The organism is Flavobacterium chungangensis, from assembly GCF_042654045.1.
GTDB classification, from domain to species: domain Bacteria; phylum Bacteroidota; class Bacteroidia; order Flavobacteriales; family Flavobacteriaceae; genus Flavobacterium; species Flavobacterium chungangensis.
Map to the genome: position 1 here is coordinate 197,082 of NZ_JBHSFY010000007.1, position 25,344 is coordinate 222,425.

The 25,344-nt window shown below is 34.6% G+C and carries 24 protein-coding genes; 4 read left to right on the forward strand and 20 right to left on the reverse strand.

What is annotated here, in order from left to right:
- Position 1 precedes the first annotated feature (1 nt).
- The 11 genes from ACFO3N_RS13405 to ACFO3N_RS13455 form a co-directional block, all read right to left on the reverse strand.
- Positions 2-733 carry a metallophosphoesterase family protein gene (locus tag ACFO3N_RS13405; protein WP_379798457.1) on the reverse strand — a complete coding sequence of 244 codons (732 nt, stop codon included), beginning with the start codon at positions 731-733 and terminating at the stop codon, positions 2-4.
- A 2-nt stretch (positions 734-735) separates the two neighbouring features.
- Positions 736-1,278: an RNA 2'-phosphotransferase gene (locus ACFO3N_RS13410; RefSeq protein WP_379798459.1), complete on the reverse strand. Its 543-nt coding sequence runs from the start codon at positions 1,276-1,278 to the stop codon at positions 736-738.
- Positions 1,279-1,330: 52 nt separating this feature from the next.
- Positions 1,331-1,858, reverse strand: coding sequence for an NADAR family protein (locus ACFO3N_RS13415; RefSeq protein WP_379798461.1), 528 nt, complete (start codon positions 1,856-1,858; stop codon positions 1,331-1,333).
- Between the two features lie 10 nt (positions 1,859-1,868).
- Positions 1,869-2,951, reverse strand: a complete 1,083-nt coding sequence (locus tag ACFO3N_RS13420) for an adenylosuccinate synthetase (RefSeq protein WP_379798463.1) — start codon at positions 2,949-2,951, stop codon at positions 1,869-1,871.
- A gap of 193 nt (positions 2,952-3,144) precedes the next feature.
- On the reverse strand, positions 3,145-4,008 hold the full coding sequence (locus ACFO3N_RS13425; protein ID WP_379798465.1) for a hypothetical protein: 864 nt from the start codon (positions 4,006-4,008) through the stop codon (positions 3,145-3,147).
- 2 nt (positions 4,009-4,010) lie between these two features.
- The gene (locus tag ACFO3N_RS13430; RefSeq protein WP_248728609.1) at positions 4,011-4,346 is read right to left on the reverse strand and encodes a hypothetical protein; all 336 of its coding nucleotides are present in this window, start codon (positions 4,344-4,346) and stop codon (positions 4,011-4,013) included.
- A gap of 152 nt (positions 4,347-4,498) precedes the next feature.
- Complete coding sequence (locus tag ACFO3N_RS13435; protein ID WP_379798467.1) at positions 4,499-5,338, reverse strand: ADP-ribosylglycohydrolase family protein; 840 nt, start codon at positions 5,336-5,338, stop codon at positions 4,499-4,501.
- Between the two features lie 17 nt (positions 5,339-5,355).
- A complete protein-coding gene (gene prs, locus ACFO3N_RS13440) occupies positions 5,356-6,189 on the reverse strand; it encodes a ribose-phosphate diphosphokinase (RefSeq protein WP_379798469.1) in 834 nt (277 codons plus the stop codon).
- Between the two features lie 74 nt (positions 6,190-6,263).
- Positions 6,264-6,956 (reverse strand): NUDIX hydrolase, encoded by a 693-nt coding sequence (locus ACFO3N_RS13445; protein WP_379798471.1) that lies wholly within the window; start codon positions 6,954-6,956, stop codon positions 6,264-6,266.
- Positions 6,957-7,063: 107 nt separating this feature from the next.
- On the reverse strand, positions 7,064-7,420 hold the full coding sequence (locus tag ACFO3N_RS13450) for a PKD domain-containing protein (protein ID WP_379798473.1): 357 nt from the start codon (positions 7,418-7,420) through the stop codon (positions 7,064-7,066).
- Positions 7,421-7,487: 67 nt separating this feature from the next.
- Positions 7,488-8,393 (reverse strand): LysR family transcriptional regulator, encoded by a 906-nt coding sequence (locus ACFO3N_RS13455; protein ID WP_379798475.1) that lies wholly within the window; start codon positions 8,391-8,393, stop codon positions 7,488-7,490.
- Positions 8,394-8,479: 86 nt separating this feature from the next.
- Between ACFO3N_RS13455 and ACFO3N_RS13460 the strand changes: the two genes are divergently transcribed.
- From ACFO3N_RS13460 to ACFO3N_RS13470, 3 genes are all read left to right on the forward strand, one after another.
- Entirely contained in the window at positions 8,480-9,241 is a 762-nt protein-coding gene (locus tag ACFO3N_RS13460) for a type 1 glutamine amidotransferase domain-containing protein (RefSeq protein WP_379798478.1), read from the forward strand.
- A 178-nt stretch (positions 9,242-9,419) separates the two neighbouring features.
- Positions 9,420-10,577 carry an iron-containing alcohol dehydrogenase gene (locus tag ACFO3N_RS13465; RefSeq protein WP_379798480.1) on the forward strand — a complete coding sequence of 386 codons (1,158 nt, stop codon included), beginning with the start codon at positions 9,420-9,422 and terminating at the stop codon, positions 10,575-10,577.
- Between the two features lie 371 nt (positions 10,578-10,948).
- The gene (locus ACFO3N_RS13470; RefSeq protein WP_250834863.1) at positions 10,949-11,944 is read left to right on the forward strand and encodes an NAD(P)H-dependent glycerol-3-phosphate dehydrogenase; all 996 of its coding nucleotides are present in this window, start codon (positions 10,949-10,951) and stop codon (positions 11,942-11,944) included.
- A 56-nt stretch (positions 11,945-12,000) separates the two neighbouring features.
- Here ACFO3N_RS13470 and ACFO3N_RS13475 read toward each other — a convergent pair whose 3' ends face one another.
- From ACFO3N_RS13475 to ACFO3N_RS13495, 5 genes are all read right to left on the reverse strand, one after another.
- Complete coding sequence (locus ACFO3N_RS13475) at positions 12,001-12,699, reverse strand: hypothetical protein (RefSeq protein WP_379798482.1); 699 nt, start codon at positions 12,697-12,699, stop codon at positions 12,001-12,003.
- A gap of 417 nt (positions 12,700-13,116) precedes the next feature.
- Positions 13,117-13,524, reverse strand: coding sequence for a hypothetical protein (locus tag ACFO3N_RS13480; protein ID WP_320495590.1), 408 nt, complete (start codon positions 13,522-13,524; stop codon positions 13,117-13,119).
- Between the two features lie 163 nt (positions 13,525-13,687).
- On the reverse strand, positions 13,688-14,707 hold the full coding sequence (locus ACFO3N_RS13485) for a phenylalanine--tRNA ligase subunit alpha (RefSeq protein WP_248728619.1): 1,020 nt from the start codon (positions 14,705-14,707) through the stop codon (positions 13,688-13,690).
- An 84-nt stretch (positions 14,708-14,791) separates the two neighbouring features.
- Positions 14,792-15,241 (reverse strand): hypothetical protein, encoded by a 450-nt coding sequence (locus ACFO3N_RS13490; RefSeq protein ID WP_379798485.1) that lies wholly within the window; start codon positions 15,239-15,241, stop codon positions 14,792-14,794.
- A gap of 171 nt (positions 15,242-15,412) precedes the next feature.
- Entirely contained in the window at positions 15,413-15,769 is a 357-nt protein-coding gene (locus ACFO3N_RS13495) for a hypothetical protein (protein WP_095928457.1), read from the reverse strand.
- Between the two features lie 244 nt (positions 15,770-16,013).
- Between ACFO3N_RS13495 and ACFO3N_RS13500 the strand changes: the two genes are divergently transcribed.
- Positions 16,014-16,565: a CvpA family protein gene (locus ACFO3N_RS13500; RefSeq protein WP_379798487.1), complete on the forward strand. Its 552-nt coding sequence runs from the start codon at positions 16,014-16,016 to the stop codon at positions 16,563-16,565.
- Between the two features lie 185 nt (positions 16,566-16,750).
- On the opposite strand, the gene ACFO3N_RS13505 is transcribed toward ACFO3N_RS13500, so the two are convergent.
- The 4 genes from ACFO3N_RS13505 to ACFO3N_RS13520 all read right to left on the reverse strand — a co-directional run bounded on the left by ACFO3N_RS13505 (position 16,751) and on the right by ACFO3N_RS13520 (position 25,324).
- Positions 16,751-19,147, reverse strand: coding sequence for a glycoside hydrolase family 95 protein (locus tag ACFO3N_RS13505; RefSeq protein WP_379798489.1), 2,397 nt, complete (start codon positions 19,145-19,147; stop codon positions 16,751-16,753).
- 291 nt (positions 19,148-19,438) lie between these two features.
- A complete protein-coding gene (locus tag ACFO3N_RS13510) occupies positions 19,439-21,385 on the reverse strand; it encodes a sialate O-acetylesterase (RefSeq protein ID WP_379798491.1) in 1,947 nt (648 codons plus the stop codon).
- 115 nt (positions 21,386-21,500) lie between these two features.
- Positions 21,501-22,991, reverse strand: a complete 1,491-nt coding sequence (locus tag ACFO3N_RS13515; protein ID WP_379798493.1) for a cellulase family glycosylhydrolase — start codon at positions 22,989-22,991, stop codon at positions 21,501-21,503.
- A gap of 95 nt (positions 22,992-23,086) precedes the next feature.
- Positions 23,087-25,324, reverse strand: coding sequence for a glycoside hydrolase family 3 C-terminal domain-containing protein (locus tag ACFO3N_RS13520; RefSeq protein ID WP_379798495.1), 2,238 nt, complete (start codon positions 25,322-25,324; stop codon positions 23,087-23,089).
- Positions 25,325-25,344: the final 20 nt, after the last annotated feature.

Here is a 25,344-nt window from a genome sequence, read left to right on the forward strand (position 1 = left end):
TTTATTTATTTCTTCCTTTCTCGTTAGGATACAAGGTTTGCACGACATCACTCTGCCAGAATTCTTTTGATTCTATATCAATACAAGAAAGTTTTCCGTAAAAACCTGCTCCAGTATCAATATTCCAAACATTACAACCTTGCATTGGGATTTCTACATCGTAATGAAGCGTTGGCGTATGGCCTATGTAGATTTCATTAAAAAGCAATAATCTTTTTGGATATAAAAGTGAATCTTTTTTGATTCGCTTATCCATTGTCAGCGCCATTTCCCATAATGTTCTGTCCCACGAAAAATTGGTTTGGTAATGTTCTTTTTCTGGTCCATGCATAGAGGAGAATCCAGCGTGAATAAAAAGATTGTTGTTTTCATCCACAAAATAATCTTTCATTTGATTAAAGAATTCCTGATGTTGCTGCTTTTCTGAAAGATCAACATTCTGATAACTTTCTATTGTCGATTTTCCTCCATGAAGAAACCAAATATCATTTACAACATCGTTCATCAACCATTCTTGACACCAAGCATCGTGATTTCCTTTTATAAAAATACATTCGTACTTTTTGGATAAATCCATCAGAAAATCAATAACCTGTGCCGATTCGCTCCATCCATCTACATAATCTCCCAAAAAAATTAATCTTTCATTTTCAGATATAGCAATTCTGTCCATTAATTGAACCAAAGCTTTTAATCCTCCATGGATATCTCCAAAAACAAATGTTCTATTCATTTTTAAAACTCAATATACTTCGCTGGAACCTCATCAGTCAACCAAACATTGTTTTCAGATAAATAAAATTTGAATCCGTCTCTATGCATCGCGCCGCTTCTAATGGTTAAAATTTGTGGCACTCCTCTTCGGCTTCCTACTTTTGTTGCCGTTTCTTTGTCTTTGCTTAAATGCACGTGTTGACGGTTCATTTTCTTCAAACCTTCTGCACGAATGTTTTCCATAAACTTACCGACCGTTCCGTGGTACAGATATTCCAAAGGTTCTGTTTCTGCTAGATTTAATTCAACCGAAATTGAATGTCCCTGACTTGCACGGATTTTGGTTTTATCTTCGTTATAAGCAAAACGCTTTTTATCGTTATTTTCTACAACGTAATCTAAAAGTTCTGCGTCCATGCGTTGTCCTTTTTTATTACATTTTGTAATTAATTCTTCAACATCAGCCCAACCGTTTTCATCTAATTTTAATCCGATTTTTTCCGGCGAATGTCTAAGCACCAGACTTAAAAACTTGCTGACGCTTTTTGCTATATTTTCATTCATTATTACCTATGATATGTTCCTACGGAACATCTTTCTTTTTTATAATTTCTAATTATCTCAATTCATCCCTAACTTCCATCAAAGCAAAACCTAAAAGATTCAATCCTTTCCAAACTTCTGGTTTTAGAACATCTTTATGATCTTCTGCCATTCCGATTCCCCAAATTGGATCAACTGGACTTGCTTCTACAATAACACGTTCTTTAGTGTTTAGTAAAAACGTTTTCAAATCGGCATTTTGGCTGAATTTGTAAAAGTTTCCTTGTTTTACAATTTCGTATCGATTTTCTAGCCAAACCGTATCAACATAATTTTTGACTTCTCTACCCAATTTTTTAGCTTCGGCAGGAGAATCAGCTTCAAGGATTTTTTCTAAAATTTCTTGATCGTTGAATAATTCGGCTTTCTTGGCCATCATCCAATGTTCTGCAGTTTTATAAGTTACTTTATCTACTTTAAAAGAACTCAACCACCATTGGCTGAAACAGGTTTTAAGAATTTTTCCGTCTTTACTCGGTTGATGACCCCAGAAAAATACAAACTTACTCTCTGGAACTATGGTATCTATATTGTATTTCATTTTTTCTATTTTATTGAAACAAAGAAGTAATGTTTTTAAAATCTTTTGAATCGGGTGAAAATGATCCATAGATTTCATTGAACGTTGTTGTGAGACTTTCAAACTCATAATTCTGATCCAACTGATCCATACAGGTTACAACCAAATTTCGTTTTGCCAATGGGCTGTAAGCGGCATCGAGTTTTAGAGCATAATTCAGAAGTTCGTAATTCAGACTTCCAAAACGTAAATGTTTTTGGTACTCGTTAAAAACACAAGTTTCTTCTTCGTTGTTTTTTAATTTAATTTCTCCTTCGTTAGCCATCCAGCCGTGTCCGTGGCGGGTTGCATAACTTCGGGTTACGTAATAAATGGCTACATCTTCAATCTTTAGTTTATTACAAATTTCAATTGCATTTTTTGAAGTGGTATTCGCATAGGTTACATTCGGAAAAACACCATGATCCATATCCAGCAGAATTCCCTGACTGCCTTCAAAAATCAGATTTTCGTATTTTGAAAGAAATGTATAATCAACAATATTCCATTTTATTTTGTCGACTGCTTCCAAATATCGATTGACTTCTTCGTCGATTTCGCTTTCGTTTAAAAAACCATAATAATAGGCGATTTGGTTTAGTTTTTCTAGGAGCATTTCTCGAGGCGCAATCAAATCTATAGCAAATAATTTATATGGTCCTTCGTTTCTTTTCATGGTTGAACCAATGCCTTTTCCGCAGGTTCCGTGATCAATATTCCTAGCATTTCCTCTGTTGTGCCAGACATCAAACGGAGTGGTGACTTTTGCTAAAGGATGAATGTACAAATCCATATTAGCCTCTTTCTCTTTCAATTCTTCTCTTTCGTTGTATAAAAAAAGTGGATGAATCGTACAGTGTTCGCTATAATAAGATGGAAGACCGCGAAGTGCTCCGCTTGCAAAGCTCGAATGCACGTGTTTTCTATTTCCAATCATGACGGTATGAGCGGCCTGCTGTCCTCCTGAAAAGCGAATAACTATAGATTCAGGATTTTGTTTTGCTAGAAAATCTGTGGTTATGCCTTTTCCTTCATCACCAAATCCTAAACCTATAACTATTTTCGCTGTTTTCATTTTGTTTTTATTTTAATCTCGCAAAGGCGCAGAGTCGCAAAGTTTTTTTTATATATTCTTTAAGTAAGCTGAATTCAACAAATCTTTAAACTAACATTTCTGTAAAAATCTTAGCGCCTTTGCGTCTTTGCGAGCAAATTTGTCATTGCTGAGAAAAAAACTTTACATTTTAATATCGGAAACTCAGAAAATTTTAAAGCATTTCTATATTATCTAAACCTCCTGAAACCGAACTTGTTCCTAAACCTGCAACAGAACTTTTATGTTTATCGCAAATGATCTTTTTAATTACGTTTGGAATTTCTCTGTGATCTTCGATAGACAAACAGTTTTGCCCCAGTAATTCCTTCCATTCTACATCGGCATTGATGGCTTGTCCTGAATGCAATACACTAATATGATAGACATCGTATTTTTTTTGTGCTTCTGCTAATAATTCAAGATGCGTATAAGTCTGTTGTCCCTGACCCATAATTTCTTTAATTGCTGAAGCTGGAAGTGTTTTCAAACCTGGCTCATCACCAACAGTAAACAACAATCCTTTTTGTCCTCTTTTTTCAAAAGCATCCGTTTTGGTGTGAAAAGCCGCAAAATACCATGCTAAAAGATAACTTTCACCAGCGTTTCCTCCTCCTCCACCTTCAATATATGTTCTTGTCAACCACATGTCCAATTCTTCGTCACCAGATTCAAACTGTCCAACTTGAAGCGGATATCTGTCGCATTCGTGATCGCCAATTCCTAAGAATAAAAGCGCTGGATCTGGAACACCACCCTGAATAATTCCTCCCATTAATTTTGGAAGTCCTTCTTTTATCAATTCATGTGGAATATGTCCCATACTTCCGGTAACATCCAATCCTAAAATAATCGGAACTGTATTGGGATGCACATCTGAATCTCTTGCTTCTCTAAAAATCACTCCGTTTGGGTTCATCGATTCATGAGCCATTCGTAATGCATTCTGTGTAAAAATCTCGCTAGCTGATTTACTAGCATAACCTACTTTTTTTGCTCTACTCTCGCGAGCGCCGAAATCATATCTTGTACCTCCCATGACTAATATTTTTTACCAAATAAATATTCAAATCTCTTTTTTGTAACCTCAAACTGGATGTTTAAATTTCTAATGGTCAGCGAAATTTCCATGTCCTTCTGAACAAAAGCTTCTGGCTGAAAATCGGCAAAAGTCAAACTGTTTTTATCTAGCGGACTAATATCAATCAATCCTTCTTGTTCTCTTTCGAGTCTTTTGATTTTTAATTCGATATCTTCGACTCTTCTTCTGTATATTAATTCTGAATCCTCACCAATCACTTTGGCTCTGTCTTCTCTTATCTGATCATTGTTTCTTTTTAAAGATTCAATAAATCTTGGTTTTAAATCGTCGCTCATAATATTTTGGTTGTTTTTGTTTCAAGTTTAAAGTTTCAAGTTGTATGCTGGGCCTGAAATTTGGTTTTAAACTTGAAAAAGTTAATAGTATTTTTTTGTTTCATGTCTCACACTCGCAACAACTTGAAACCTGAAACGTGAAACTTCTTATCTCAATGAAACTTCTCTTTCAATTTAAGATCTAAACCGATTAGAAAATCTTTTCCGTATGTGCCGTTTTCTAATTCATCATATAAAAACTTTGGCAGTGTTTTTTCGCAATTCTCTTTCTGACTTAAAATCGCCATGCACAAAGCTGCAACGGTATCTGTATCACCACCATAATCGATTCCTGTTTTTAAACAATCCTGCATAGAATCTGCTTCAGAAACCATTTTGATAACAGCTTGAGTTGTAAAATACCCGTGCATATCAATTGGCGATGTTATTTTGTATACTTCTTTTTCCTTTAAAGTATCATTTACAAAATCTATCAGAGAGCTTTTGTCTCCCAATTTATATTTATAAAAATGAACTGCCAAAGCTATTCTTTTAGCACAGCTAATTCCTTCTGCAGTGAAGTGAGATGTTTTTGCCTGAATTTCACAAAAATCCAATAACTGATTAACATCTTTTATAAGTCCGATGGAGTAAGCTCGCATGGCCGATCCATTTCCACTGCTTCTATTATCGATAATTTTTAAAAAATCAGTTCCGTTTTTACTAGCGTCTAATGCATTATAAACTCTATCTGAATAACCTCTTCTTTTATCTCTGTGAAAAACTTCAACAAACTTATCGGCAACTTTTACTTCATTCCAATTATCATCTTCCAATAAAAGTTCTGTTATTGCAATGGCCATTTGTGTATCGTCAGTATATCTTTTATAGATTTCTGTATACAAACCATGTTTATGATATTGCGTTAAATGATTGTTTTTAATGATATAATCTAACTCCTGAAATTCAAATCCTGCTCCGTAAGCGTCTCCTATTGCTGCTTCTAGTATCATTTTTTACGATTCAAAAGTTAAACTAATTGATCTAATCCAATCACTTGAACACTTTCCCCTTCAAAATCTTTAAAAGAATTGGTTGTAAAAATGCCATCAAAGCAATTTAAAACTTCAAAACCTTTATTGAAAATTCCGTGGCTTACTGCTAAATACAGTTTTCCTGCGTTTTTCTTTTTTAGCTCTTCAGCTAATCCTACAAAAGTCCCTCCTCCGTCGCAGATATCATCTACAATTAAGCAATCCATTCCTTGCAAATCCTCATTGTAAACTTTAAAACCAGATAATTTCCCTGTTTTTACGTCACGGCTTTTACTGCATTCTACAACTTCAACACCGCCTAAAAACTCAGATACTTTGTAAATTTTTTTCAAAGCGCCACCGTCTGGAGAAATCAGTTTTACGTTTTCGCCAATTCTATTCAAAACTTCTTTGATAAAAGTGTAATTCGGAATTACGGTACTATTATTCAACAAAGCTGGAGTTACTTCTGAATGCGCATCAAAAACAAAAACTTTGTTCAATTGCATTGCATTAATAATATCGGCGTATACTTTTACAGACAATGGCTCGCCAGGAATCATAACACGGTCTTGTCGCGCAGCTGGGAAATACGGAATAAAAAGATCAATGATTTTAACATCCATTCTTCTTAGCGCATCAACTGTAACGCATAACAAACCTAAATCGTTGAATGAATTCAATCGATGTGTAATGGTAACTTTTCTATTTGGATCAAAATCTGGAGCGATTTTGATGTGTGGTTCTCCTCCTGAGAAAGTAAAACTTTGAAATTTGATTTCTTCCTGATTTTGAAATGGAGCGAATTTTGGGTCGAGATTTAGTATCATAGTTTTTTAGTTTGCGTTAATTATACGCAAATGTAGAATTTAATTTTAAATAAACAATTTATTTTGTGTAAAAATTACGCAAACTTTATTTCGAAGTGAAAGCCTTTATCAATTAACTCATTGTATTTTAGCTTATTGAACTTAAATAATTTTGCTGGTCTTCCGCTTCTTATTGGAGAAAAATTATCGGTTTCTTCTAAAAAACCATAGCTCAGTATTTTTTTTCTGAAGTTTCGGCGATCTATTTCTTTTTCTAAAATCGTGCAATAAAGATTTTCGAGGTCTGAGAACAAGAATTCCTCGGGAAGTAAATCGAAACCAATTGGTTCGTAAGTCAGTTTGGCTTTTAATCTTTCTATTCCTTTCTTTAAAATCAAATTATGATCGAAAGCCAAAGACGGAATTTCATCAATCTTAAACCATTGCACTCTTTCTGCATCTGTATCTGCTTTAATTTCTAAGTTGGAAGCATCAACCAAAGCGTAATAAGCCACCGAAATAACACGGTTTCTGGAATCTCTGTAAATATCATCTCCAAAAGTGTACAATTGTTCCATAAACGTTAATTGCACATTGGTTTCTTCGTGCAATTCACGAATAACAGCATCACTCAAAGATTCGTCGTTTTGGACTAAACCACCAGGTAGTGCCCAATATTTATCTGCAGAACCAAACTTTTGTTCAATCAATAAAACATATAAACCATTGTTTTTATAACCAAAAACAATCGCATCAACCGCAATTCTAATATTTTGTAACTTTTCCATATTCATAAATCATATCAAACAAATATAACGAATGAGAGTCAACTTTATAATCTATGCTCTTGCATTAAACTATAAAATTGACTCTCATCAATATCTCTTAACTTTTCTTAGTTAACTGTCACAGTTCTTTTAGGTATAGAAGTACATTCTGCACCATCTTTTTTAACCGTAACTTCAGCCTTAGCCTCATATGTACCTGCAGCCGCATAAGTATGTGTTACCGCCGTACCAGTTCCTGTAGATCCGTCACCAAAAGTCCATTTTACAGAAACCAAAGTTCCTGTTCCTGTATACTCAGCTGAGTAATTCATCAACTTCGGATTAGTAGCATCAGTTGAATTATGTATTTTAACAAAAATTGATTCTGCTAAACAATCTACTATCGCTTCATCGTCGCTTTTACTGCACGAATTACTTATAAGTACAGCTGCAAATAGGATTAACACTGTTGCAATCTTTTTCATTTTTGAAAATTTTAGTGGTTTACTTATCAAAATTAAACTTTTAAAACACACGAACACATGATTGAAATCACAATCGATTTCCAAAAAACAGCTTTAATTCTTTCTCAATAATATCAAAAAACGATTTCAAATTATTGTTTTTAGGCATCAGTAAATACACAAATTCTTCTGGAACATGAAAGCTATTCCAAACTAACTGCAATTTATTCTCCTTAATATAATTTCTGGCGTTGCAATTCCAAGTTGCTGCGATTCCTTCATTTTTAGCCAAAAGCCTAAGCATTTCTGATTCTGAAGGTATAATGTAATTTGGAACCATCGACGGTCTCTTTTTATTGAAAGCATGCAACCAGAATAATTTTATATGCGGAATTCTAGCATCGTGACTGTACCATTTTTGTGCATTGAGCCACTGCTCTATCTCAGTAAAATTATCTGATTTTAATTTCTGACGGAACTCTGTTATATCTAAACTTGTTGGAGCAACTAAAATCAGTTTGATTTTTCCAACAATTTCATAAGTGGTATCAAAAGTGTCAAATCTTTTTGTTGTAATAGCAAAGTCAAGTTTTTTTGCGTCGACTAAAGCAAAAAGTTCGTCGTTTTCTGCAAAGGTAAAATCGATTAAATCAAACTTTGAAATTAAAAGATTACCAACACAGTCAAAAAGATGTTTTGAAATTCCAACAGAAATTAATCGATTAGCATCTTCTGCTTTAGCCCGGAAACTAGTTTCGACACTTTCGAGCCTGTCAAGAGCGTCTATAATCAAATTATTCAGTAACTTAGCATATTCGGTTGGTTCAACTCCTTTTGATTTCCGATTAAATAATTTATTTCCAACGTGCGCTTCAAGCATTGAAATCTGCTGACTAACGGCAGGCTGACTCATAAACAACTCTTTTGCAGCGATCGAAAAATTACCATTTTTATAAACCGCTTTAAATGTTCTGTACCATTCTAGATTTACCATGATATAAATTTAATAATAACAAACATAGTTTATTTTATTTTTACTGATATCACTTTCTCCGTAAATTTGTTCAAAATTTAATATTTATGAAGAAAATAGCACTATTCGCAATAACTGCATTTACAGCTGTAAGCATTTCTGCTGAAGCTCAAAAATCAAACAAGAAAAGTATGAAAAAAGTATTATTTGTTGTAACCAGCAATGATAAACTGGGCAATACAGGAGAAAAAACAGGATTTTGGTCAGAAGAATTTGCTGCACCTTACTACGAATTACTAGATCAAGGTGTTGAAATTACAATTGCGTCTCCACTTGGAGGACAACCGCCAATTGATCCAAAAAGTGCCGATCCAGCTTCGGCAACGGAAGACACCAAACGTTTTGATGCTGATAAAGTTTTACAGGAAAAATTAAAAAACACTTTAAAGCTTTCTACAGTTAACCAAAAAGATTACGACGCTGTATTTTATCCAGGAGGTCACGGTCCGCTTTGGGATTTGGTTGAAGATAGAAGTTCAATTGCTTTAATCGAATCTTTTTACACGCACAATAAACCAGTCGCATTTGTATGTCACGCGCCTGCTGTCTTGAAAAATGTAAAAGTAAAAGGTGAATATCTAGTAAAAGGCAAAAAAGTAACCGGATTTACCAATGAGGAAGAAGAAGCTGTTGGATTAACAAAAGTAGTTCCGTTTTTATTAGAAGATGCTTTATCATCCAACGGAGCAATTTTTTCTAAAGGTCCAAACTGGCAACCATATGCAGTTGCAGACGGACTTTTGATTACAGGACAAAACCCAGCTTCATCTAAATTGGTAGCTGCAAAATTGTTACAAGAGTTAAAATAAAGGGTCTAAGGGACTGAGGCTCTAAGATGCTAAGGTTTTCTTTTAGAAATCTAAAAACTCAATCTCTTATTCACTAAATGGGAAAATAAAAATTAATAAATCACAATGTTAAGTTTCTGAGAATTTATGTTCTAAAGCAAAAAAATCAGAAACTTAGCATCTTAGAAACGCTAAAAAAATGCTCAACTTTGAATTATATAATCCGACGAATTTAGTTTTCGGAAAAGGACAAATTGAAAAACTTTCGACTTTAGTTCCAAAAGGTGCAAAAGTGCTTTTGGCTTATGGCGGTGGAAGTATTTTTAAAAACGGAATTTACGATCAAGTAATCAACAACCTTAAAGTTTTTGAAATTGTAGAATTTGGAGGAATCGAACCAAATCCGAGATTTGAAACTTTGATGAAAGCTGTTGATGTGATCAAAGCAGAAAAAATCGATTTTATTTTGGCTGTTGGTGGCGGATCTGTAATTGATGGCGTGAAGTTTATTTCGGCAGCAGTAAACTTTGAAGGAAATCCGATTGACATTCTTCAAAAAAGAATTTTAATTAAAGAAAATGCAATGCCATTTGGAACAGTTTTAACGCTACCGGCAACAGGAAGCGAAATGAATTCTGGATATGTGGTAACAATTGAAGCAACTCAAGAAAAATTATCTTCTGGCGGAAGTGCTTTATTTCCTCTATTTTCAATCTGTGATCCTACAGTGATTTCGTCTTTACCAAAAAGACAAATCGAAAATGGTGTTGTAGATGCGTACACGCACGTTATGGAACAATATTTAACGTATCCTACGGATGCATTTCTTCAGGATAGAATTGCAGAAGGTGTTCTACAGACTTTAATTGAAGTTGGTCCCGGAATCGTAGCAAACCCAACTGATTATACTTTGGCTTCTAATTTTATGTGGAGCTGTACAATGGCTTTAAACGGATTAATTCAGAAAGGTGTTCCAAGTGATTGGGCAACGCACATGATTGGTCACGAATTAACAGCACTTTACGAAATTGATCATGCTAGAACTTTGGCGATAATTGGACCAAGTTTGTATCATGTTATGTTTGAAACTAAAAAAGCAAAACTAGCACAATACGGAAGAAGAATCTTCAACTTAACTGGTTCTGATGAAGAAGTTGCAAAAGAAGCCATTAACAAAACGGTTGAATTTTTCCATAAAATGGGAATGGACACTAAACTTTCTCAATATACAGAAGACTATTCTAAAACTGCCGATTTTATCGTAAATCGATTTGAGGAAAGAGGCTGGAAAGGTTTAGGAGAAAATCAATTAGTAACTTTAGATAAAGTAAAATCTATTGTGGAACTTAGTTACTAAGGGGTAAATTCCAAATTTTTAAAATTCCAAATTACAATCTTAGACGTATTGGAATTTGGAATTTTCTATTGGGATTTTTTAAAATTTGGAATTTCATTAAAAAAGGCGTTCTTAACAAGTTTAGGAACGCCTTTTCAAAATACTAAAACAAAACTAACTAACTCAATTTTTTTTAAATTCATTAAAATTCTAATTTATAATTTGTTATAACGTAAGTCAGATAGTTTTATTGTTTGAACATTAAAAAATTTTTTTTTGTTCTTAAACTTCTTGAAAGTCATTGCAATTAAAGCTTGTTTTCAAAATTTCTTAAAACAGATTTTGCTTTATTAGCACATTATTAAGTACTTTTGTTTTAAATTATTAAAATAATGAGCGAAAACTTAAAATTTGCAGTGATTGGTGGAGGAAGCTGGGCAACGGCAATTGCAAAAATGTTATGTGTAAATCTTTCTGAAATTTCGTGGTACATGCGCAATGATGCTGCTATTGAGCATATCGAGAAATTCAAGCACAATCCGAACTACTTAAGTTCTGTTGAATTTGATACTAAAAAACTCAAATTAACCAACAATATAAATGAAGCGATAGAATATGCAGATTACATTATTTTTGCAATTCCATCTGCTTTCTTAGATGCCGAGTTAAAAAACATGACGGTTTCTTTATCAGATAAAATCATTTTTTCTGCTATTAAAGGAATTGTTCCAGAAACGAGTTTAATTGTCGGCGAACATTTCCACATTGAATACGACATTCCATATTACAATATTGGCGTTATTACAGGACCTTGCCACGCAGAAGAAGTAGCTTTAGAAAGGCTTTCTTACTTGACAATTGCTTGCGGCGATCCGGATAAAGCTAAAATTGTAGCCAAAACACTTTCTGGAAATTATATTAAAGCCAAAATTTCAGACGACATCATCGGAACTGAATATGCTGCAATGCTGAAAAACATTTACTCCATTGCTGCCGGAATTGCGCATGGTTTAGGTTATGGCGACAACTTCCAATCGGTTCTTATGAGTAATGCGATTCGCGAAATGAAGAAATTCATTAGAAAAGTACACCGAATGAAACGTAACATTAACGATTCGGCTTATCTGGGCGATTTGTTGGTTACAGGATATTCTGTTTTCTCTAGAAATAGAATGTTCGGAAATATGATCGGAAAAGGGTACACCGTAAAAAGTGCCATGATGGAAATGAGCATGGTTGCCGAAGGTTATTACGCAACAAAAAGTGCCTATAAACTAAATCAAGGTTACGGTGCGAAAACGCCAATTATAGATGCTGTTTATGCTGTTTTATACGAAGGAAAAGACGCTAAAACGGTTTTCAAGAAATTGACCGAGTCTTTGGATTAAAAATATACTTTTAAAAAATCAGGTATCTGCGCAATACCTGATTTTTTTTTTTAAAACTATTGTAATCTAACAATACAATCAACAGGATCTACTGCCATTGCAGCTTCAAAATTTTCAGTCCACGCTCTACTCCAAGTATAAACAATTGCTTCTAAAACAATATAATGATTCTTTCCGTCATGGAATACGCGATCATTAGCTGACATGAAAGCAATATTTGATGGGCGATAGCCATTTGGACTATCCTTACCCGCCAATAAAAGAATCATTGGATCCATATTATAAGGACAGCTATTATCTATGAGAAAATCCATTGATTCTTGCGTCATAAGACCATCACAAATTGTTTGTTCTCCATATACATGAAAAGTCGCACCTGGACCATCATTATCATCAAATAAAGCTTTACCTGTATTTAACGAATTATTTTCGCCTCCTTTTCTAATCAAAAAACCATTAGAATTAGTGTAAATACTTTTATCATTATTTTCGCCTTCATTGCTTAAACCATATTTTTCAGGATTGGCAAATATATCTTTAATTAAATCGAGATTTTCCTTATGAGAATAGAAATCTTTTTTTGATAAATCTTTATAATATAAAGTATCTTTTGTGGAAGGAATTAAAAGATAAACATCTCCTTTTCTTTCAATCTCTTTGTTAGCAATAATATTTTCTTCATAAGCACTTGTTGTGCTACATGACCAAGTAAAAAACAAACTGCTGACTAATAACAATGTAATTCTTGTTTTCATAATTTAATTTATAGGATTATACATATTTATAAAATAAAAATATAACATTATTTTTAAACAGACTAAATAATATTAGTTGAATATTTTCAAATTTACTAGGGTGTTTTTTCCAAAAACATCAAAACTGATTAAAAAACTAGATCGTCATGCCTCTGAATTAACCACTTTAGGAAGATTTTATTATGAGTTTATCAAACCGGATCTTATAGAATGATACCGTCTGTTTTACCACAGTTAGTTTTCAGTCTCAGTTTTTAGTGATCAGTTACAATAAAATAAAAAAGTCCGAAAAAATATTTTTTCGGACTTTTTTATTTTAAGGCTTAATTTCAATTTTAAACTGAATACCGCGACTGCGACTGATCACTAAAAACTGACCACTAAAAAACTGATCACTAAAAACCTGACCACTGAACACTACTTCACCATAATCCCTTCAACAAACAAAATTGGCACTTCTTCCGTATTGTTTTCGTCAAGCGAATTGGCTTTAAAAATGAATTTCTTATCGTATAAAGTATTTCCGATGAAGAAAGTTACCATAAACTCATTATTAAGCGGTAAAAGGCTTTTTTCTACTAATTCTATTTTCACAACAGAAACCGAAGGAACCTCAACGAATGCATGACGCAAGATTGAAGTCTTTTTCATTTCTCCATCAATAGTTCCAAATGCTTTTGAAACTACCATTACGCTGTCTAAATTAAAATCACTGTCATTAACCAAATAAGCGTACCACACTTTTTCCATAAAATCGTCGCTCCATTCCTGCACTGCTGCTAGAAATACGTTTTCAACTTCTGGAATTATTATATCTTTTTTCATCTATTAAATTTTAAAAAACCTTTGTCAAAGCTTGAAGCTTCAACAAAGGTTTGTTTATTGTAAAGGTAATTTATAACGTAAAGCCCTAGCCCTGATGGAAGCGGCATCCTTTTGTTTTTTTCTTTAAAAAACAAAAGATACAGCGGACAGCAGGAAATAGCTCCTAAATATTTGATTTGAACTGCTCTAAGAAACGAACATCGTTTTCATAGAACATACGGATATCTCCAATTTGGTATAAAAGCATTGCAATACGCTCTACTCCCATTCCAAAAGCAAATCCGTTGTATTCATCTGGATTGATATCACAGTTTTTCAAAACGTTTGGATCTACCATTCCGCAACCTCCAATTTCTAACCAACCCGTTCCTTTTGTGATTCTGTAATCAGTTTCCGTTTTTAATCCCCAATAGATATCAATCTCAGCGCTTGGCTCTGTAAATGGGAAATAAGACGGACGAAGACGAATCTTAGATTTACCGAACATTTCTTTTGTGAAATAAAGTAACGTCTGTTTCAAATCGGCAAAAGAAACATCTTTGTCAATGTATAATCCTTCCACTTGATGGAAAATACAGTGCGAACGAGAAGAAATCGCTTCATTACGGAAAACACGTCCTGGAGAAATCGTACGAATTGGCGGTTTATGATTTTCCATGTAACGTACCTGAACAGATGATGTATGCGTACGTAACAAAACATCTGGATTTGTCTGAATGAAAAACGTATCCTGCATATCACGCGCTGGGTGATATTCTGGCAAGTTCAATGCTGTAAAGTTATGCCAGTCGTCTTCAATTTCTGGTCCTTCAGAAACATTGAATCCGATATTAGCAAAAATATCTATAATCTGATTCTTAACGATAGAAATTGGGTGGCGCGAACCAATAATTACAGGTTCTGCCGCACGTGTTAAATCTCCAAAAATTCCTTTAGACTCTTCTTTACTTTCCAGCTCTTCCTGAATAACTCTTACTTTTTCTTCAGCAACCGCTTTTAAAGTATTGATTACTTGTCCAAAATCTTTTTTCTGGTCGTTTGGTATATTTTTAAATTCAGTAAAAAGTTCTTTCAGCAAACCTTTACTTCCTAAATATTTAATACGGAATTGTTCTAACGATTCTTTATTTTTCTCATTAAAGGCTTTAGCTTCCTCTATATGTTGTTTTATCTTATCTATCATTTTCCTTCGATAATTGAGAGTACAAATTTAGTGTTTTTAGTTGAAAGTGTGCGGTCACCGTCGCAGTTTTAGGTTTTCTGTAAATTATTTTATCAGATTTAACTTTTCTTCAACTTGTTTAATCTTTACATGCCAATAATCTAAACCTTCTTGATTGGTTACTATTTCCTTTTTGTAATTAGGAGAAATACTGCTTAATTTATGCCAGTTTTTATTTAAATCTCGTTCTTTTTCTTGTTTATTAGTTGGTTCGATTCTAGTGCGCCAAAAGCCCATATTTTCAAGATATCTTTTTTTTATCCCTTCAAAATACTCCACTAATTTTTCTTTTGAATTCGGAATATAGCCCGGCCCGCTACAACCGCAGGAGTGAAACGTAATACCCGCAGAAAATAAACTTTTAATATGTTCCCACTTTTTGACATCGTCTTTTTTAGGCGATTCAAAATCTAGCCCCATATTGGCCATAAATTCACCGCATTGCGGGCATTTGGCTTCAAAAACCGATGTTTCTCCTTTTTTTACATCAACCATCAATCTTCTTTTAAAGGTCTTTCGACAATTAAAACAAGCATAATGAGGCTTATAAGATGTCATTGCGTATCTGCACATTTTTTTAGTGTTCAGTGGTCAGGTTTTTAGTGGTCAGTATTCCGTTTACAGCGCTGAACACTTCCTAACTGAATACTGAACACTAAAAAAAATCTATTCAATAAGTTTTCTTTCTAAAAAATAACTTACAATCGCTTCTTTCATTAAAACCGATTGTTCACCGGCCTTTAACGGCGGCAAATTTTCTTTTACTTTATAATGAGGCCAACCTTCTTCGTCAAAATATTCGAATTCATAAAATCCGTATGGTTCTAACAATCGACAGATTGCAATGTGCATTAAATTCAGTTTTTCGTCTTTTTTGTATTCGCGGTGCACTTTTCCGTATTCTTGAACTCCGATTAGGTAAATTATGGCATCCAAATCTAAATCTTCGCCTTGCGAAAATTGATTGGAAAGTATATCAACGAGCTTTTCCCAGCGCTCTTTTAATTGTGTATCTCTAGACATTATATGATTTTAGATTGTTGATTTTAGATATTAGATCGCTCAAAAATTCAATTCTGAAGGGGGCAGAATTACAATCTGTACTCTAAATTTGATTTGCAAAGATACAGAGTTCGAACGCAATGTGCCTAAAAAAAATTAAACACTAAAATTACATCTCTCACACAACCTTTGAACCTTTGCTTCTCTGCACCTTTGAACCTTAAAAAAAACATATCTTTGCGCCTTTATTAAACACCCGTAAAACATGAGTTTTTTTGATATTATTGTAGCCGCGCTTTTAGGATACAGTTTGTATAAAGGCATTAAAAATGGACTTTTTGTAGAAGTTGCCTCTTTCATTTCTTTACTATTAGGAATTTATCTTGCGATTAAATTTTCTTCGTTAATGACGGTAATGATTTCAAAACACGTTTCTTGGAATCCGACCAATATTCAAATTACCGCTTTTATCCTAACGTTTATTCTAGTTGTGATTGGCGTTTATTTTTTAGCCAAAATTTTAACTGGAATTGCCGATTTTGCCATGTTAGGCTGGATGAACAAACTCGGAGGCGGATTTTTCAGAGTTTTAAAAACCATTCTTATTCTGAGTATTTTTATTGCTTTGTTCGAAAAGATAAATTTCAATAATACTTTCGCTAAAGAGGAAACTTTAGATAGTTACATTTTTTATAATCCGGTGAAAAAAGTTGCTGCTTTTGTTTATCCGTCTATTGAAAAGTGGTACGAGACTTTTAAAAAAGAACATACTCAAAAAGATAAAGAAAAAGAAACTTCTGAATCTGAAAAAAAATAAATTCAAATATAAAAAAGCTTCGGAGAAGCGAAATATTTATAGAAAAAAAACAAGCGTTCAAGATATAAAAGAGCTCCAGCGGAGCGACATATAAATTATTTAAAATCTAAATATGTCGCTCCGCTGGAGCTCTTTTTGGTTTGATTATTAAATTTCTATAAATATTTCGCTTCTCCGAAGCTTTTCTAAAACTTGATTTCTATACTTTCTCCTTTTTGCAAAACAATCTCTTGTTTTTTATCGCCAAAAATCAAAGTTGTTTTTCCTCCATTTTTAGAAGAAACAATTACTTTTTCAGGTTTTTTATCACTCCAAGTCATTTCAATTTCAAATCCGCCTCTTGCGCAAATCCCTTTTACAGAACCTTCTGACCAAGCGTCTGGTAAAGCAGGCAATAATCTGATTTCGTTTTCATTTGATTGAACCAACATTTCGGCAACGGCAGCTGCGCCACCAAAATTACCATCAATTTGAAATGGCGGATGCGCATCGAATAAATTTGGATACGTTCCTCCTCCTCTTCTTGGCTTTTCTGTTTTCTTTCCGTCGGGATCTACGTAGCGAAGCAATTCACGATACATTTTATAAGCACGATTCCCGTCCCAAAGTCTTGCCCAAAGATTAATTCGCCAGCCTTTTGACCAGCCTGTGGTTTCGTCGCCTTTTATTTCTAATGTCTTTTTTGAAGCTTCCGCTAAATCTGGAGTTTTTAAAGGCGTAATATGATCGCCAGGGAAAAGTCCGAATAAGTGCGATTGATGACGGTGTTTCGGATCATTATCTTCCCAATCAAAATACCATTCTTGCAGATTTCCTTTTTTACCAATTTGATACGGATATAATTTTGAAAGCGCTGTTTCCAGTTTTTTTCTAAAATCAGCATCCGTATTCAATACTTTTGAAGCTTTTATAGTTTTTTCAAAACATTCGCGAATCATGGCTAAATCGGCAGTTCCTCCGTACAATGTCGCACCTACAAAACCATCTGCCAGTTTATATTGATTTTCTGGCGAAGTCGAAGGCGATGTAATTAAATTTCCGTTCTTATCGGTAACCATCCAACCTAAACAAAATTCGGCTGCGCCTTTCATTAACGGATATCCTTCTTTTTTCAAATAAACTACATCTTGCGTAAAAGTATAATGTTCCCAAATATGTGTGCTTAACCAAGCTTGCGCCATTGGCCAGCACGCCCACATCGGATCTTCTTTTCCGAATTGTCCAACTGGATTTGTCATGGCCCAGATATCTGAATTATGAGCCGCCGCCCAGCCTTTATCAACTCCATAAAAAGTCTTCGCTGTAACTTTTCCCGTTACAGAAAGATTTTTAATGAAACTCAAAAGTGACGAATGCATTTCGGATAGATTGGTGTTTTCTGCCAGCCAGTAATTTTCTTCCAAATTGATATTCATCGTATAATTACTGCTCCAAGGCGGACTCAAATGCGGATTCCAAAGTCCTTGTAAATTGGCCGGAACGCCCAAAGTTCTTGACGAACTGATTAATAAATAACGTCCAAAATTGAAATATAGAATTTCTAGATTTTTATCTTCTTTTCCGTCAGCATAACGCAATAAACGTTCGTCTGTCGGTAAATCTGGAGCGGTTGTTTTTCCTAAATCTAAATTGACACGACTGAAGAATTTCTGATAATCGGCAATGTGAGATTCTTTTAGTTTATCGAATGGTTTTGCGTATGCACTATTCAGATTTTGCAAGGCGATCGACACCTCGTCCAATCCTTCTGATGCTGGATTTTTGTCAAAACCATTAAAGCTTGTTGCCACAGAAACGTAAATAACCGCTTCAGTTGCATCTGTTAGCGTTAAAGCTTCTCGAGAACTTGTAATTTTTCCGTCTGTTTTTTTGATTTGGACTAAACCTGTAAATCGTGTTCCTCTTTCTTTTAAGCTCAAATATTTTGGAGAAACATTGTACCCTGCGTTTTCATGAATTGGCGCAGAACCTTTTAATACCAAAATATTGTTTCGCACTTCGACAGTTGATTTTAAAAGGCTTTTTAGATTTATATCAAAGTTTAAGGCTCCTTTTTGATCGGCTGTCAGTTTGATAATCATAACTTTATCTGGAGCCGAAACGAAATATTCTCGTGTATATTTGATACCCGCCATTTCGTAACTTACTTTAGAAATAGCGTTCGAAAGATCCAATTCACGATGATAATTAACTGCTTTCCCTTTTTCAGAATTATTGATTTCTAAAGTTCCTAAAGGCGCATACGATTCGGAGTTTTTTCCCTGAACTTTTTTATTTAGCTCTTCGGCTAACTTATAGTTTTCGTTTTTTAACGCTTCGCGAATTGCGGGAATGTTTTTGTAGGCTTCTGGACTCATATTGGCATTTACGGGTTCGCCCGACCAAAGCGTAATGTCATTCAAATAAATTTTGTCTGAATTGGCGCCTCCAAAAACCGTTGCTCCCATTTTTCCGTTTCCTAAAACCAAGCTTTCTTCAAAGAATTCTGCGGGTTGTTTGTACCATAAAACATTCTTGGATTGCGCCGAAATGTTTGCACAATAAGACGTGAAAAGTAAAATGAGAAATGTTTTTTTAATCATATTTGGTTATATTATCCTAACAGGTTTTAAAAACCTGTTAGGTATTTATTTTTTATCTAAACTAATAAAAAAATCTAGTGATACCTAACAGGTTTTTAAAACCTGTTAGGATAAAAACCGGTAACAAATCAGATGTTCCTACGGAACATTTTTTTGTTATATACATTTTATTCAACGGATTTCATCCGTTGCTACCGATGAAATTTCTACCGACGAAATGTTCCTAGCGGAACATATATAGTTGTGTGTTATCTAGCTCTTTACTAGGGGCTAATCACTAACGCCTAATAACTATTTACTCACTTTATATTTCTCATTCGCCGTTAGCATTTCCCAATTATCCGTTCTGAAAGGCGATGCAGGAAATTTTTCTTTATTGAAAAGATTAATTGCCGTATCGTCATCTGCCCAACCGTAATGAACTGCTACAGGATTTTGAACTTTATCGCTTGAAACGATTATTTTGTTGTCTTTGATTATCGCTTTCGCGGAATGAAAAACTTTGTCTACACCAGCAATTTCGAAACCTTTTAATTCATCGTTATTTGGCGTTGATAATCCGCTGCCAATATTATCGAAAGTAAGAATAATTTCGTTTCCTTTTATTGTTTGAGATTTATAAGTTGGTCCGCTATGAACTTGTTTTTTACCGTAAATATTGTTCATCGCAATAGCTACTAAACGCAAACCAATATCTTGTTTGTTGGTTGGGTGAATGTCTTTTGCATTTCCAATATCGGTTGTAACCGCCATTCCAGTGTTTGGTAATTTTAAAGTTTCAGATTGTGCTTCGCGAAGTTCTGCCCAACGGCTTCCCTTTTGGCTGTTGCCTCCGAATTCATCAAAAGTGGACAATTGAACGAAATAAAAAGGGAAATTTCCTTGTTTGAATTTTGTTCTCCAATCGTTAATCATTAACGGAAATGACTTTTTGTATTCTGCTGCTCTCCAAACATTGGCTTCACCTTGATACCATAAAACGCCTTGCATCGCATAAGGCACTAATGGATTTACCATTGCATTGTACAATAATGATGGATAACTGTTTGGCGAAACTTCAATCCTCACTTTTATGACGTTGAATTTCCAAAGTCCTTCTAAAGGTAAATTTGAATCTTTAAAATCGATTTTTAAATCTTGCGGATCGCCATAAATTCCACCACCGCCGCTGTAATCTGTAATTCTTACGGCTATTACGTTTGTTCCTTCTTTTAAAACGTTTGACGGAATTTTGTAAACTCTTTTAGCATCCCAAAGATTGTTAGTTCCAACTTCAACACCATTCACATAAGTTTTGTCTTCGTCATCAACTTTTGCTAAATGTAAAACAGCTTCTTTTTTGGCCTGTTCTGCAGTTAAAACAATGGTTTTTCTCATCCATACAATTCCGTCGATATTGCCAATCTGCTGATTTTCCCAAAGTGATGGCACTTTTATTTCTGGCCAATTTTTATCTTGTAAGTTTGGGTTTTTAAATTGCTCTTCGTTTTCCATCGAAACATCAAAACCCTGCACTTTTTTCAAGTTGTCTAAAACCGATTTTTTATAGGTTTCAAAAATAGCATTGATATCTACGGTTGGAACATCGGCAATCATGGCTTTAAAATCTGGACTGTTTTCGAAAGCTTCACGGCTTGTCCAAGCCTCTACATTGGTTCCGCCCCAAGAAGTATTGATGATTCCGATTGGAATTTTTAATTCAGCATATAATTTTCTAGCGAAATAATATCCGACTGCTGTAAAATTACCAACGCTTTCTTTGTTAGCGACTTCCCATTTCCCTTGTTTTAAATCATCTTTTGGAGTACCGCTTAAATCTTGCGCCACACCAAAATGACGAATCATTGGATAATCTGCACTGCTAATTTCTTTTTCAGAATTCATGGTTTTAAAAACCTGAAATTCCATATTCGATTGTCCGCTGCAAATCCAAACTTCTCCAACCAAAACATTTTTGATGGTGATTTTATTTTTTCCGATAATTGTCAATTCGAAAGGTCCTCCGGCTTTTTCAGCATTTAAATTTACCGTCCATTTTCCGTTTTTATCGGCTTGCGTTTTCTTAATTTGTTTATTGAAATGGACTTCTACACTTTCATTCGCATCTGCAAAACCCCAAATCGGAATTTGTTTGTCTCTTTGAAGCACCATTCCGTCAGAGAATATTAAAGGCATTCTCACATTAGCATTAGCTAAAACACTAATTAACAGAAAAATAAATATTACACTCTTTTTCATTTTTTCAATTTAAATATTTTTTTGAACCACATAAGTGATATAAGATAATTTGAATTTTTATTTAGCATTGCGCTTAAATTTACTTATATCACTTATATGGTTTTAACCTGTTTTTTTACTTTAATCCGTCTATTAAAGCGTTTAAAGCTTGTGTATCGAAGACGGTATTATTGGTTCTATTCATGATTCCGAAACCGTTGTTTCCTAGACTTCCTTCGTCCCAATAAAAAGGTAATAATCCGTTTGCTTTTGCTGTTTTGACTACCGTTTTTAAATAATAGGCTCTTGAGTTTAAATGCAAAGTCAGCGCGTCTCCTGTTAAAGTTGTTCTTCTAATTGCTCCAAATTCTCCCAATAAAACCGGAATTCCTTTGTCTACAAATTGGGTTTTCATCAATTTGAAATTCTTTTCTAAATCGGCTTCTTCTCCCCAAGTTGCATTTCGTTCTGTATCGGTCGCAGAATGGAAACCTGTTCCCCAATAGTAGAACATTTTACCCCAAGTTTCGTCTTTGGTTAAACCAGCAAAATTCCACGGTGAATAATAATGCACTTCGACCATCATTCTGCCTGTAACTTTATCTACTGGCAATGTAGTCATTAATTTGTTCGTTTTTTCGATATCTGTCGTTGGTCCCTGAACGACTAAAACACGCGTTGTATTTTTACCTCCTGTAGAACGAACCGCATCAATAAAAGTCTGGTGATACGAAGTTAAAACGGCCATTTGTGTTGCATCTTCAACAGCTGGTTCATTGGCGCTTGCAAAAAGTAAATGTTCGTCAAAACCTCGTAAATGCGTTGCGATTTGCTCCCAAAACGCTTTTTGTTTGGCATTATTTTCTACTTTTTTAGCTTCGGTAATATTATTTTCCAGCCAGCCGCCGTCCCAGTGAATGTTTACAACAACGTACATATCATTATCTACGCAATATTGCACTACTTCTTTAACACGATTTAACCAATCCACTTTGATTTTTGCTGTTGCAGCATTTTCCAAATTCTGATTCCAAGAACACGGAATTCTGATCGCATTAAATCCGTTTGCTTTTACAGCATCAATTAAAGCTTTAGTTACTTTTGGATTTCCCCAAGCAGTTTCTCCTCCAGTTGCTTCCAATGTATTTCCAATATTCCATCCTAATTTGATTTTTGCTGCCAATTCAACAGCAGAACTTCCCATTCCTGAGGCATCTGCCGCAATTGGATTGGTATTGTAACTTGGATATAAACTTCCTCCGGCCTGAGAAACTGAAATTGTTGCAGACGGCACTTCGGTGCTTGTCAAAGTAATCACAGCATTTCGCAAAGCTGTAGTCGTGTTTTCTAAAGCGGTAATTTTTACCACTGTACTTCCTGAAGTTCCTGTAGTCTGACTTACTTTTATCCAGCTTACAGGATTACTCAATGTCCAAGTAACCCCATTGGAATTAATCGTTACTTCAATTGAATTCTCTTTGCTTTCAAAATCGATTTTACTCGTACTCGCAGTAAGCGTTTTTATACTTACTGGAGCTTCTTCTTTATCTGAACTGCAAGCTAAAACTCCTAAGAAAGCAAAACATAGAATAAAAGACAAGAGGTAATCTTTGATTGATTTTTTCATTTGGTTTAGTTTAAGTTAAGTGTAAGTTTTTAAAATCAACGCCAGCTTTTAATGGGCTGGCGTTGGTGGTTTGGTTATTTTATAGCAATAACAATTTATTTAACTGTTACTTGAATTTCTTTTTTAATGTCTCTTGAAGAAGTTCCTAACTTAATAGTATATTTTCCTGGTTCAACTGTCCATTTTTTAGCAGCAACATCGTAGTAAGCCAATTCTTTTACTGGTACTTTGATCGTTACTTTTTCTGAACTTCCCGCTTTTACTTCGGCTTTTTTGAAACCTTTTAATTCTTGCGCTGCACGAGTAATTTTAGAATCAGATTTTGAAGTATACAATTGAACTACTTCTTTTCCGTCTACTTTTCCAGTGTTTTTAACGTCAACTGTAACTTCAATTACGTCGTTTTGAGCGTACGAATCTTTATTTGCTTTTGCATTATCAAGCGCGAAAGTTGTGTATGATAATCCGTAACCGAAAGGATATAACGGCGCAACATTTTTAGTATCAAACCAACGGTAACCAATTAAGATTCCTTCAGCATAATTTACAGCTTTGTCTCCAGGGAAACTGTTTGTGGCATGCGCAGGAGAATCTTTCAATTGTTTAGGCATTGTCCAAGGTAATTTTCCTGATGGATTTACTTTTCCTAAAATTACATCAGCTAAAGCATTTCCACCTTCAGAACCGTTGAACCAGCTCCAAACTAAAGCAGAAGATTTCTGGCTAACTTCATTAATATCAAAAGGAGCACCGGCAATCATTACCACGATAGTTTTTGGATTTGCAGCTGTTACTTTTCTAATTAATTCTTCTTGTCCAAAAGGCAAGTGCAAATCTCTACGGTCTGAAGCTTCTGTTTCGTAATCACGGTTGGATCCCGCAAAAATAATTGCAACATCAGAATTTTTAGCTGCTTCTACTGCTTCTTGAACTTTTGCAGGATCTAATGCATCAATTGTAACTGGACCATTAGCCGTGATATTTCCTAAATTTCCTTTGTTTTTCTCATCGTAACGCTCTAAATATCCTTCTGCGTAATTGATTTTGATTGATGAAGGCAATCTGTTTTTAAGACCTTCCAGAGGCGTAACTTCTCTTTTTGTTTTTACTCCCGCTCCAAATCCGCCAAGAGCATTTTTCTTTGTTGCATTGTTTCCAATTACAGCGATAGATTTTACTCCGTCTAGTTTTAAAGGCAATGCATTGTTTTCATTCTTCAACAATACAATTGCTTCTGCCGCAATTTTGTAAGCGTCTTGGTAATGTGCTTCGGTTGCGATGCTTCCTTTTGCACGTGTTCCGCCGCCCATTGCTTTTACCTGAAACAATGTTCTTAAAATACGTTTTACATGAAGATCGATTTCTTTTTCTGAAACTTCTCCCGATTTAACGGCAGCAATTAATTTATCGGCTAAGAAAAATTCATTGAAAGGTTTTGGTGTTCCCATTTCAATATCTAAACCATTTTTCAATGCTTTAGCTGTAGAATGCAGCGCTGCCCAGTCAGAAACTACAATACCTTTAAATCCCCATTCGTCACGAAGGATTTTATTCAGCATATAATCGTTCTCACATAAATATTCGCCTCTGAATTTATTGTAAGCTCCCATTATACTGTATGCTTTTGCCTCTTTTACTGAAGCTTCAAAAGCTGGAAGATAAATTTCGCGAAGTGTACGCTCGTCAATTTGTACATCTACAAAATCACGATTTGTTTCCTGATTGTTTGCTGCGTAATGTTTTACACACGCCATTACATCTTTTTCTTGTAAACCAACAATCAAAGGCACCGCGATTTTTTTATTCAAAAATGGGTCTTCAGACATATATTCGTACGTTCTTCCTCCAAGTGGCGTTCTTACCATATTGATGGCTGGCGAAAGTAACATGTCTTTATCTCTTGCACGTAATTCTTCTCCTAAACTGGTTCCGAAAGTATGCGCCATTTCTGCGTTCCAAGTTGCGGCCAAAGCACCTCCTGCTGGATAATACGTTGCAAAATCGTTTGTCCATCCTGCTGGAGCCCAATTGTCGCGTGAGATTTCTTCACGAACTCCCAATGGACCATCGGCCATTTTTAATTCTGGAATTCCTAAACGTTTTACACCTGCATTGGCAAACATACTGTTCCCGTGAAGCATTCCGATTTTTTCTTCTAATGTCATTTGCGAAATCAATTTGTCGATTTCAGCATCGTGATCTGTGCTTATTTCTTTTCCAACGTATTCTTCGGTTTGTGCCGAATTTGAAGCTAAAGTTTGCGCATCATTTTTACATGAAGTAAAGAATGCAAAAACTAGAGCTGATGAAAGGAATATCATTTTGTTTTTCATAGATAGTTAGGTGTTTTTTG

Excerpts from the sequence above, each read along its gene's own strand:
- ACFO3N_RS13405 (WP_379798457.1), bottom strand. The coding sequence starts at position 733 with ATGAATAGAACATTTGTTTTTGGAGATATCCATGGAGGATTAAAAGCT.
- ACFO3N_RS13410 (WP_379798459.1), bottom strand. The coding sequence starts at position 1,278 with ATGAATGAAAATATAGCAAAAAGCGTCAGCAAGTTTTTAAGTCTGGTG.
- ACFO3N_RS13415 (WP_379798461.1), bottom strand. The coding sequence starts at position 1,858 with ATGAAATACAATATAGATACCATAGTTCCAGAGAGTAAGTTTGTATTT.
- ACFO3N_RS13420 (WP_379798463.1), bottom strand. The coding sequence starts at position 2,951 with ATGAAAACAGCGAAAATAGTTATAGGTTTAGGATTTGGTGATGAAGGA.
- ACFO3N_RS13425 (WP_379798465.1), bottom strand. The coding sequence starts at position 4,008 with ATGGGAGGTACAAGATATGATTTCGGCGCTCGCGAGAGTAGAGCAAAA.
- ACFO3N_RS13430 (WP_248728609.1), bottom strand. The coding sequence starts at position 4,346 with ATGAGCGACGATTTAAAACCAAGATTTATTGAATCTTTAAAAAGAAAC.
- ACFO3N_RS13435 (WP_379798467.1), bottom strand. The coding sequence starts at position 5,338 with ATGATACTAGAAGCAGCAATAGGAGACGCTTACGGAGCAGGATTTGAA.
- prs (WP_379798469.1), bottom strand. The coding sequence starts at position 6,189 with ATGATACTAAATCTCGACCCAAAATTCGCTCCATTTCAAAATCAGGAA.
- ACFO3N_RS13445 (WP_379798471.1), bottom strand. The coding sequence starts at position 6,956 with ATGGAAAAGTTACAAAATATTAGAATTGCGGTTGATGCGATTGTTTTT.
- ACFO3N_RS13450 (WP_379798473.1), bottom strand. The coding sequence starts at position 7,420 with ATGAAAAAGATTGCAACAGTGTTAATCCTATTTGCAGCTGTACTTATA.
- ACFO3N_RS13455 (WP_379798475.1), bottom strand. The coding sequence starts at position 8,393 with ATGGTAAATCTAGAATGGTACAGAACATTTAAAGCGGTTTATAAAAAT.
- ACFO3N_RS13460 (WP_379798478.1), top strand. The coding sequence starts at position 8,480 with ATGAAGAAAATAGCACTATTCGCAATAACTGCATTTACAGCTGTAAGC.
- ACFO3N_RS13465 (WP_379798480.1), top strand. The coding sequence starts at position 9,420 with ATGCTCAACTTTGAATTATATAATCCGACGAATTTAGTTTTCGGAAAA.
- ACFO3N_RS13470 (WP_250834863.1), top strand. The coding sequence starts at position 10,949 with ATGAGCGAAAACTTAAAATTTGCAGTGATTGGTGGAGGAAGCTGGGCA.
- ACFO3N_RS13475 (WP_379798482.1), bottom strand. The coding sequence starts at position 12,699 with ATGAAAACAAGAATTACATTGTTATTAGTCAGCAGTTTGTTTTTTACT.
- ACFO3N_RS13480 (WP_320495590.1), bottom strand. The coding sequence starts at position 13,524 with ATGAAAAAAGATATAATAATTCCAGAAGTTGAAAACGTATTTCTAGCA.
- ACFO3N_RS13485 (WP_248728619.1), bottom strand. The coding sequence starts at position 14,707 with ATGATAGATAAGATAAAACAACATATAGAGGAAGCTAAAGCCTTTAAT.
- ACFO3N_RS13490 (WP_379798485.1), bottom strand. The coding sequence starts at position 15,241 with ATGGTTGATGTAAAAAAAGGAGAAACATCGGTTTTTGAAGCCAAATGC.
- ACFO3N_RS13495 (WP_095928457.1), bottom strand. The coding sequence starts at position 15,769 with ATGTCTAGAGATACACAATTAAAAGAGCGCTGGGAAAAGCTCGTTGAT.
- ACFO3N_RS13500 (WP_379798487.1), top strand. The coding sequence starts at position 16,014 with ATGAGTTTTTTTGATATTATTGTAGCCGCGCTTTTAGGATACAGTTTG.
- ACFO3N_RS13505 (WP_379798489.1), bottom strand. The coding sequence starts at position 19,147 with ATGATTAAAAAAACATTTCTCATTTTACTTTTCACGTCTTATTGTGCA.
- ACFO3N_RS13510 (WP_379798491.1), bottom strand. The coding sequence starts at position 21,385 with ATGAAAAAGAGTGTAATATTTATTTTTCTGTTAATTAGTGTTTTAGCT.
- ACFO3N_RS13515 (WP_379798493.1), bottom strand. The coding sequence starts at position 22,991 with ATGAAAAAATCAATCAAAGATTACCTCTTGTCTTTTATTCTATGTTTT.
- ACFO3N_RS13520 (WP_379798495.1), bottom strand. The coding sequence starts at position 25,324 with ATGAAAAACAAAATGATATTCCTTTCATCAGCTCTAGTTTTTGCATTC.